The organism is Streptomyces sp. ICN903, from assembly GCF_022015835.1.
Classification (GTDB): Bacteria; Actinomycetota; Actinomycetes; order Streptomycetales; family Streptomycetaceae; genus Streptomyces; species Streptomyces fenghuangensis.
This window is the reverse complement of sequence record NZ_JAKMAY010000299.1, coordinates 1-6,480: the sequence shown is the minus strand read 5'-3', so window position 1 is coordinate 6,480 and position 6,480 is coordinate 1. Positions and strand designations below refer to the sequence as shown.

At 74.2% G+C, this 6,480-nt stretch carries 6 protein-coding genes and 2 tRNA genes; 2 read left to right on the top strand and 6 right to left on the bottom strand.

The window, feature by feature from the left end; translation table 11 throughout:
* A partial coding sequence (locus L7D48_RS23825) for an RNA polymerase sigma factor (RefSeq protein ID WP_237882318.1) occupies nt 1-1,059 on the top strand: 1,059 nt, incomplete at its 5' end.
* 30 nt (nt 1,060-1,089) lie between these two features.
* On the opposite strand, the gene L7D48_RS23820 is transcribed toward L7D48_RS23825, so the two are convergent.
* The 5 genes from L7D48_RS23820 to L7D48_RS23800 all read right to left on the bottom strand — a co-directional run bounded on the left by L7D48_RS23820 (nt 1,090) and on the right by L7D48_RS23800 (nt 4,972).
* Nucleotides 1,090-2,559 (bottom strand): FGGY family carbohydrate kinase, encoded by a 1,470-nt coding sequence (locus L7D48_RS23820; protein WP_237882316.1) that lies wholly within the window; start codon nt 2,557-2,559, stop codon nt 1,090-1,092.
* A 44-nt stretch (nt 2,560-2,603) separates the two neighbouring features.
* On the bottom strand, nt 2,604-3,863 hold the full coding sequence (locus L7D48_RS23815) for a cation:proton antiporter (RefSeq protein WP_237882314.1): 1,260 nt from the start codon (nt 3,861-3,863) through the stop codon (nt 2,604-2,606).
* A gap of 2 nt (nt 3,864-3,865) precedes the next feature.
* Nucleotides 3,866-4,339 carry a cation:proton antiporter regulatory subunit gene (locus L7D48_RS23810; RefSeq protein ID WP_237882313.1) on the bottom strand — a complete coding sequence of 158 codons (474 nt, stop codon included), beginning with the start codon at nt 4,337-4,339 and terminating at the stop codon, nt 3,866-3,868.
* A gap of 274 nt (nt 4,340-4,613) precedes the next feature.
* A tRNA-Ile gene (locus tag L7D48_RS23805) sits at nt 4,614-4,687 on the bottom strand.
* Nucleotides 4,688-4,899: 212 nt separating this feature from the next.
* Nucleotides 4,900-4,972, bottom strand: a tRNA-Asn gene (locus L7D48_RS23800).
* A 201-nt stretch (nt 4,973-5,173) separates the two neighbouring features.
* Between L7D48_RS23800 and L7D48_RS23795 the strand changes: the two genes are divergently transcribed.
* Nucleotides 5,174-5,485, top strand: coding sequence for a YtxH domain-containing protein (locus L7D48_RS23795; RefSeq protein WP_093849012.1), 312 nt, complete (start codon nt 5,174-5,176; stop codon nt 5,483-5,485).
* 45 nt (nt 5,486-5,530) lie between these two features.
* Here L7D48_RS23795 and ligD read toward each other — a convergent pair whose 3' ends face one another.
* Nucleotides 5,531-6,424 carry a non-homologous end-joining DNA ligase gene (gene ligD / locus L7D48_RS23790; protein WP_237882311.1) on the bottom strand — a complete coding sequence of 298 codons (894 nt, stop codon included), beginning with the start codon at nt 6,422-6,424 and terminating at the stop codon, nt 5,531-5,533.
* Between the last annotated feature and the right edge of the window lie 56 nt (nt 6,425-6,480).

The following is a 6,480-nucleotide window of genomic DNA, read 5'->3' as shown; positions in this document are numbered from 1 at the left end:
GGCCTGGCCGTCGTACCGCCCGACGGCCCGCAGGCCCCCTCGCCCGGCCACCCTCGGGCCGTCCCCGGGCGGGAGGCGGAGCCGGACACCGAACGCCTCCGGGCGGAGCCCCCTCCCGCACCCCGGCCGGCCGGACCCGACGCGACCGGCCCCTCCGCCGACCTCTTCCGCCAGTACCTGCGCGAGATCGGCCGCGTCCCCCTGCTGACGGCCGCCGAGGAGGTCGAACTCGCCCGGCGCGTCGAGGCGGGCCTGTTCGCCGAGGAGAAACTCACCCGCACCCCCGGCCTCGACGAGAGCCTCGCCCTCGACCTCGACCGGCTGGTGGTCATGGGCCGGGTGGCCAAGCGCCGCCTGATCGAGGCCAACCTCCGCCTGGTGGTCTCGGTGGCCAAGCGGTACGCCGGCCGCGGGCTGACCATGCTCGACCTGGTCCAGGAGGGCAATCTGGGCCTCATCCGGGCCGTGGAGAAGTTCGACTACACCCGCGGCTACAAGTTCTCCACCTACGCCACCTGGTGGATACGCCAGGCCATGTCCCGGGCGCTGGCCGACCAGGCCCGCACCATCAGGGTCCCGGTGCACGTCGTGGAGCTGATCAACCGGGTCGTCCGCGTCCAGCGCCGCCTCCTCCAGGAGCGCGGCCACGAGCCGACGCCCGAGGAGGTCGCCGCCCAGCTCGGCCTGACCGGGGAGCGGGTCGGCGAGGTGCTGCGGCTGGCCCAGGAACCGGTGTCGCTGCACGCCCCGGTGGGTGAGGAGGACGACGTCAACCTCGGCGACCTCATCGAGGACGGCGACGCGCCCTCGCCCGTGGAGACCGCCGCCTTCCTGCTGCTGCGCCGGCACCTGGACGCGGTGCTGTCCACCCTCGGCGAGCGCGAGCGCAGGGTCGTCCAGCTGCGCTACGGGCTCGTCGACGGCCGGCCCCGCACACTGGAGGAGATCGGCCGCCTCTTCGGCGTCACCCGCGAACGCATCCGCCAGATCGAGTCCAGGACGCTGGCCAGACTCCGCGACCACGCCTACGCGGACCAGCTGCGGGGCTACCTGGACTGAGCCGCCCGGCCGGGGCCCGCCGCCGCGGGCTCAGCCGAAGGCACCCGGATGCGTCTGCTCCCGAACCGTCGCGTACTGCTGCCGCACCGCCTGGCCCACCGCCAGCTCCTCGCCCGGTTCCAGGACTCGGCCGGCGGGGGCGGGCCACATCGGGGGCTGCTGCGGCGAGAGCGTGCCCCGGGACACCCCCAGGGCCCAGGCGGCCTGGCGGGCGGCGCCCAGCGCCGTGTAGTCGGCGGGCTCGGGGACCACCACCTGCGCACCCAGCAGGGCCGGAGCGATCGCCTGTACCGCCGGGAGATCGGCCGCGGCCCCCAGCAGGAAGACCCGGCCGACCGGCACGCCCCGGCCGCGCAGCACGTCGAGGGCGTCGGCGAGCCCGCACAGCATCCCCTCGAAGGCGGCGCGCGCCAGGTGCTCCGGCTTCATGCTCTCGCGCCGCAGCCCGGCCAGCGTGCCCGCGGTGTGCGGCAGGTCGGGGGTGCGCTCGCCCTCCAGGTAGGGCAGCAGCACCAGCCCGTGGGAGCCCGGGGTGGAGGTCAGCGCCAGCTCCGACAGCCCCTCCAGGGAGGTGCCGAGCAGTTCGGCGGCGCCGCGCAGCGCCCGTACGGCGTTGAGCGTGTGCACCACCGGCAGGTGCATGCCGGTGGCGTCGGCGAGAGAGGTGATCATGCCGGTCGGCTCGGCCAGCGCCTGGTGGTGCACGGAGAAGACCGAACCGGACGCCCCCAGCGAGACCACCGCGTCGCCCGGGCCGACGCCCAGGCCGAAGGCGGCGGCCATCGTCTCGCCCGTGCCGGCCGAGATCAGCAGCCCTTCCGGGGTGTGGCCGGCGGGCTCGGCCGGACCCAGCACATCCGGCAGCCTCACCGGATGACCGAGCGCCAGTTCGGCCAGGTCCGCCCGCCAGGACTCGGTGGCGGCCGACCAGTAGCCGGTCCCCGAGGCGTCACCGCGGTCGGTGGTGCGGCGCTGCGGACGGCCCAGCAGCTGCCACACCAGCCAGTCGTGCGGCTGGAGGACCTCGGCCACGCGCCGGGTCGCCTCCGGCTCGTGCCGGGCCAGCCAGCGCAGCTTCGCCACCGGCTGCGCCGCCTGCGGCACGGCGCCCACCGCCTGCGCCCACGCCTCGCGCCCGCCGAGCGCGTCGACGAGGTCGGCCGCGGCGGTCTGCGCGCGCCGGTCGTTGCCGACCAGCGCGGGCCGCACCGGGTCGCCGGCCTCGTCGAGCGCGACCAGCCCGTTCTGCTGCGCCGAGACGCCGATGGCCTGGACGCCCTCCAGCACCCCGCCCGCCGCGGCGTCGCCGAGCGAGAGCAGCCACGCCTGCGGGTCGGTCTCGGTGCGCCTGCCCGCGGCCGCTCCGGTCCCGTCCTCCCCGCCGCCCCCGGGCGCGGGATGCGGGGCGTATCCCTGTCTGACGACGGCACCGGTGTCGGTGTCGCAGACGACGATGCGGGTGTACTCGGACGAACTGTCCAGACCGGCGACTGTCCCCATGCAGGAGATGATGCCTCACCGGCCGCGGGTGTCTCCTTCCGGCCCTACGGCTGGGTGGGGGAGTCCGCGCGGGCCGCGGTGTCGGAAGCGGCCCCGGGCCCCTCCCGCGTCCCGCCCGGCGGCTGCCCCGACGGGCCGGGGGAGACCGGCACCAGCCGGGGCATCAGGGCCCTGACCGCGGGCTCCGTCCAGCGGGCGGCCAGCGGGCCGATTATCACCATCAGCAGCACGTACGCGGTGGCCAGCGGACGGATCTCGGTGGCGACCCCGGCCGCCAGGCCGGCGATGACGATGGAGAACTCGCCGCGCGCCACCAGGGCCCCGCCCGCCCGCAGCCGGCCCCTGGGGCTGATGCCGGCGCGCTGCGCCGCGTACCAGCCGGTGGCGACCTTGGTCACCACGGTCACCACGGCCAGGATCAGCGCCGGGACGATCACCGGCGGGATGTTGCCCGGGTCGGTGGACAGACCGAAGAAGACGAAGAACACCGCCGCGAACAGATCCCGCAGCGGGGCGAACAGCCGGTGGGCGCTCTCGGCGACCTCACCGGACAGGGCGATGCCGACGAGGAAGGCGCCGACGGCCGCCGAGACGTGCAGCTGCTGGGCGATCCCGGCGATCAGGACGGTCAGGCCGAGCACCACCAGCAGCAGCAGTTCGGGATTGTCGGAGGAGACGGCCTTGCTGATCAGCCGGCCGTGGCGCAGCGCGACGTAGAGGACCAGGCCGACCGTGCCCAGGGCGACGATCAGGCTGATGCTGCCGCCCATCAGGCCGACACCGGCCAGCAGGGTGGTCAGGATCGGCAGGTACACCGCCATCGCCAGGTCCTCCATGACCAGGACGCCGAGGACGACGGGTGTCTCGCGGTTGCCGAGCCGGCCCAGGTCGGTGAGGACCTTGGCGATGACGCCGGAGGAGGAGATCCAGGTGACGCCGGCCAGTGCCACGGCGGCCACCGGCCCCCAGCCCAGGACGAGCGCGGCGACGGCCCCGGGCGTGGCGTTGAGGACGAAGTCCACCACGCCCGAGGGGTACTGCGTCTTGAGGTTGTCCACCAGCTCGGAGGCGCTGTACTCCAGGCCCAGCAGGAGCAGCAGCAGGATCACGCCGATCTCGGCGCCGATGGCGACGAACTCCTCGCTGGCGCTGAGCTCGAAGATGCCGCCGTGACCGAAGGCGAGGCCGGCCAGCAGGTAGAGGGGGATGGCGGACAGGCCGATCCGCCCGGCGAACCGCCCGATGATCCCCAGGCCGAGGATGATGGCGCCCAGCTCGATGAGCAGCATGGTGGTGTCGTGCATACTCAGCCCCCCGTGATGATCTGGGCGAGTTCCTCGACGCCCTCGCGGGTGCCCACGACCACGAGGACATCGCCCGACTCCAGCCTGAAGTCCGGCCCCGGGGCAGGATGCGGCGCGGTGCGCCGCAGGACCGCGACGATGGACGCCCCGGTGCGGGTACGGGCGCGGGTGTCGCCCAGCGGCCGCCCCCGGTACGGGGACTTGGCGGTCACCGGGATCCGCTCGGTGGCCAGGTCCAGCTCCCCGACGGCCAGGTCCGGCGCCTCGGGCTCGGGGGCGATCAGCGCGGCCAGGGAGGCGGCCTCGTCGGATTCGAGCTGGAAGGACGCCTGGCAGGTGTCGGGGTCCTCGGAGTCGTAGAAGCCCAGGAAGCGCCGGCCGTCCTGGTGGACGACGACGGACAGGTGCCGCCCGGAGCGGGTGGTGACGTCGTACTGGATGCCGACGCCCGGAAGCGGTGTGCGTTTCATGGGCAAGGCTCTCCCCCCGTGGAACGGATCGGGCGGGCCCTGGACGTGCGGCGCCGCCGGAAGAGCCCGTTCGCGTGGAATCGGAGCCAAGTTTCGCACAGGAGGGCCTCACGGCAGCCGGACGCAGATGCGTATCCGCTGCTCAGGAGAGCGATCGCGGGCCGGGCCGGTTCGGAACGGGCGGCGGGGGGAAGTGGTGGGCGCGAATCGCCTCCGCCCGGGAGCCGGATCCGGCTCCCGGGCCCGAAGGAGCGTTTCCGCGTCCCGGAGGGAGTGCGAGTGGGGCGGGTGGGACTCGAACCCACGGCCGACGGATTATGAGTCCGCTGCTCTAACCGGCTGAGCTACCGCCCCGGGACGGCGCGCCACGCACATCTGTGCGCGCCGTCTGCCGCAGCATAGCCGCTCATACGATCTCCCGCCCGTGCCGGGGTGAGGCAGGGGCGGTGGGGCCCGCCGCCACGGGCCGGAGGCCGGTCGCCGGAACGGAGCAGGCCTCCCGGCGGCGGCCCGGCAGGGCGCCAGGCACACGAAGAAGGGCCCCTCGCGGGGCCCTTCTCGTCCTGCTCCCCCGACTGGACTCGAACCAGTAACCTGCCGGTTAACAGCCGGCTGCTCTGCCAATTGAGCTACAGGGGACTGCTGCTCGGAGGCGCCCGTTCCGGTTTCCCGGGGCGTTCCCCGCTGGCGAGGAATACAGTAGCGCATGCCGGGGGGTGCTCTGAAATCGGTATTCGCGGCGCGCCTCGGGGTACCCGGTGGAACGTCCGCCGCAGACCGACAGGGCGCACACCCGCGCGGCCGGGGTGCGCCGGGAGAGACCTGAGAAAGGGTGGAGCCATGCGCTACCGGCTCACGTTCGTCGTAGGAGTGGCCGTCGGGTACGTGTTCGGCACGCGGGCCGGGCGGGAGAAGTACGAGCAGCTGCGCGAGAGGGCCCGGAAGTTCGCCGAGAACCCCGCGGTGCGCAACGCCTACGAGTCCGCCGCGCACAACGGGCGGGAGATGGCCGGCAAGGCGCTGAACACGGTCTCCGACCGGATGGGCGACCGTGTGCCGGGACCGGTGTCCGACAGGGTCCGCATGCTGCGCGGCCGCCGTGTCGAGCAGCGCACGCCGTTCGACGACGGCTGGGGCACCGGCAACGCCTGAGAACGCCTGAGGAGGCCGGCTCCCGGGGCACCCGGCGGCTCCGCGTCAGGAGCCGTCCGGCAGCCGCCCCGCGCGTGAGGGGTCCAGGAGGGGAGCGAGCGGATCGCCGTGCCTCTCCAGTCGGGAGGCCAGATCGCCGGCCGTGAAGACGAGGTCGCCGGGCTGCTCGCAGCCGGCGACCTCGTCCCATGTCACCGGAGTGGAGACGGTCGGCCTCGGCCGTACGCGCAGGGTGTACGGGGCGGCGGTCGTCCGCGTCCACAGGTTCTGGCCGTGGTCGATGAAGACCTTCCCCTCGCGCAGCCGTCGGGGCACCTGGTCCACGACGAGGTCCGGCAGCGCCTCGGCCGCCTCGCGGGCCAGCCGCTCGGCGTAGCCGGCCACGGCCTCGGAGTCCGCGGGCCGCAGTGGGGCGAGCACGTGCAGCCCCTTGGAGCCGGAGGTCTTGGCGTACGAGGGCAGGCCGTCGCGCTCCAGCAGGTCGCGCAGCCGGCGGGCGACCGCGCAGCACTGGACGATCGTCGCCGGGGCGCCCGGGTCGAGGTCGAACACCAGCCGGTCGGCCATCCCCTCGTCGGGGAGCCGCCACTGGGGCGTGTGCAGTTCCAGCGCGGAGAGGTTGGCCGCCCACAGCAGGGTCGGCAGGTCCTGGACGACGACCTGGCGGTCGGTCTTCCCGCCGACGCGGTGAACCTCGCGCACCGTCACCCACTTCGGCGTGCCGGACGGTACGTGCTTGGCCATGAACGACTCGGCCTCCACGCCGCGGGGGGCGCGGACGAAGGACACCGGGCGGTCGCGCAGATGGGGCAGGAGCACCTCGGCGACGGAGGTGTAGTAGTCCACGACATCGCCCTTGGTGAAGCCCGAGGCGGGGTAGAGGACCCGGTCCAGACTGGTCAGCTCGATCGTGCGGCCTTCCACGACGGTGCTCGTCATGGGGTGCGGGTTCCACGGTCGGCGCCGTCCATGCGGGGCGCGGCGGGGCGCGGGCC

Excerpts from the sequence above, each read along its gene's own strand:
- L7D48_RS23820 (WP_237882316.1), bottom strand. The coding sequence starts at position 2,559 with ATGGGGACAGTCGCCGGTCTGGACAGTTCGTCCGAGTACACCCGCATC.
- L7D48_RS23815 (WP_237882314.1), bottom strand. The coding sequence starts at position 3,863 with ATGCACGACACCACCATGCTGCTCATCGAGCTGGGCGCCATCATCCTC.
- L7D48_RS23795 (WP_093849012.1), top strand. The coding sequence starts at position 5,174 with ATGCGCTACCGGCTCACGTTCGTCGTAGGAGTGGCCGTCGGGTACGTG.
- ligD (WP_237882311.1), bottom strand. The coding sequence starts at position 6,424 with ATGACGAGCACCGTCGTGGAAGGCCGCACGATCGAGCTGACCAGTCTG.